Annotated in this window: 1 protein-coding gene; it reads right to left on the bottom strand. The window is 39.1% G+C overall.

Annotated elements, in window-relative coordinates; translation table 11 throughout:
* Window positions 1-855: 855 nt before the first annotated feature.
* A partial coding sequence (locus F6K13_RS31410; protein ID WP_287289621.1) for a class I tRNA ligase family protein occupies window positions 856-1,816 on the bottom strand: 961 nt, incomplete at its 5' end.

The following is a 1,816-nucleotide window of genomic DNA, read 5'->3' on the forward strand; positions in this document are numbered from 1 at the left end:
AGAAATATTTGGTAATGGTTGAAGATGGAACATTTTTTTATACCGAATTAAACGGATTTGATATTATATCATGTTCGGTTGAATACTTATAATATCTGTGGACCAAAGGTAGAAGGCATAGGGCAGCTATGCTGAAGGGAAAGAGCAAGGTTAGAAGGCAGAAGGTTTATTATAACTGATTATCCGAACATGATATAATATCATGCCCGGTAGCATCGGTATTCTATAGAAAAGGTAGGCAACAGGCAACAGGCAACAGGCAAAAAACAGGAAGGCAATTGAGCAAGAAAAAAACTTAAATTTCCTGTAAATATCCACGCTAACTTTTACACAAACGATACCAACGGACATGATATTATTTGCAACTAACTGAAAAAGCTGATAACTGATAACTGATAATTGAAAAACTACCCTACTGGACTGAAACATCTGAAATGGTTCAATAGGCGTAGGTTGGGTTGAGTTACCGTTAGCGGAGCTTATCCGTTAGGATAAACCCAACATTAGACATTATAGCAATGAGCGCTGGTATATTTACAAATTGTAGTAGGGGCAAAAGAGCTAGAAGTCTTATATTATTCCTTCGGAATGCTGCGCAAACGGCAATTTATTCCCCCTGTTCCCTGTTCCCTGTTGCCTGTTCCCTGCGCACAGCGCTATAGTAGGGTTTTGTTGGGTTTCACTCAGTTCAACCCAACCTACATTTTAAGGTGTGTCGGTCTACTACTAGCGTGACATATCTAATCAGTGTGCATGAGGACGGGTTTATATAAATTTTAGGGTAAGTATAAAAATTTCTGCTCAAACTCGCCCCTACTATTGCACCATTTTAGCTGTGTCAGTCTAATACTCCTGTTAACTAACCACAAAATTAACCAATTTTCCAGGTACCACAATTACCTTTTTAATCTCCTTGCCTTCCAAATGACGCTGCGCGACTTCCGACTCTCGCGCTAACTTTTCCAAAGTCGCCTTATCTGCTTGCGCTGACACCTGAATAGTTCCCCTAGTTTTACCCTTAATCTGAATCACCAAGGTAATTTCATCTACAACCAAAGCATCCGGATCAAACTTAGGCCAAGAATGGGTATGCACCGAACCAAAATTACCAGCAACTTGCCACAACTCCTCAATAATATGAGGCGCAAACGGTGCCAACAACAACAGCAAAGTTTCCAAACCTTCCGCATAAATAGGCGAATCTTTGCAACTAGCATCAGCAAGAGCGTTACTCAATTTCATCATTTCAGAAACGGCAGTATTAAACTGATAATCTCCATCTAAATCTTCTGTTACTTCCTTAATAGCAATATGTACCGCTCGTCGTACATCTTTCTCTGCTTTAGTTAACTCTGTAGCAAACTTAGTTTCTATCCAACTCAACCCTTTCTGTAAATCATTCTTAGTCTCTTGTTGAGTTTCTGGATGATTCAACTTTGCTTCTATTGCAGCTTTCACTTCAGCAGCAGCATAAACTTTCACCACATTTCTCAGTTTAAAAGCAGAAAGATTTTTCGTAATTTCAGTAATCAAATATCGCGACCAACCCAAATCTTTCAAGTCTGCTTGAGTAACACCACTATTTTTTACTTTCAACTCACTTAAACTATGATTTGCAGAAAACTCAGTTATCAATAACCACACTCGGTTGAGGAAACGAAACTGCCCTTGCACATCAGCATCATCCCACTCTAAATCTTTTTCCGGTGGCGCTTTAAATAAGATAAACATCCGCGCGGTATCAGCTCCATATTTTGACATCACATCTAAAGGATCGACACCGTTATATTTAGATTTAGACATTTTCTCAAAAAAG

Origin of the sequence: Okeania sp. SIO2B9, assembly GCF_010672505.1 — a bacterium.
Classification (GTDB): Bacteria; Cyanobacteriota; Cyanobacteriia; order Cyanobacteriales; family Microcoleaceae; genus Okeania; species Okeania hirsuta.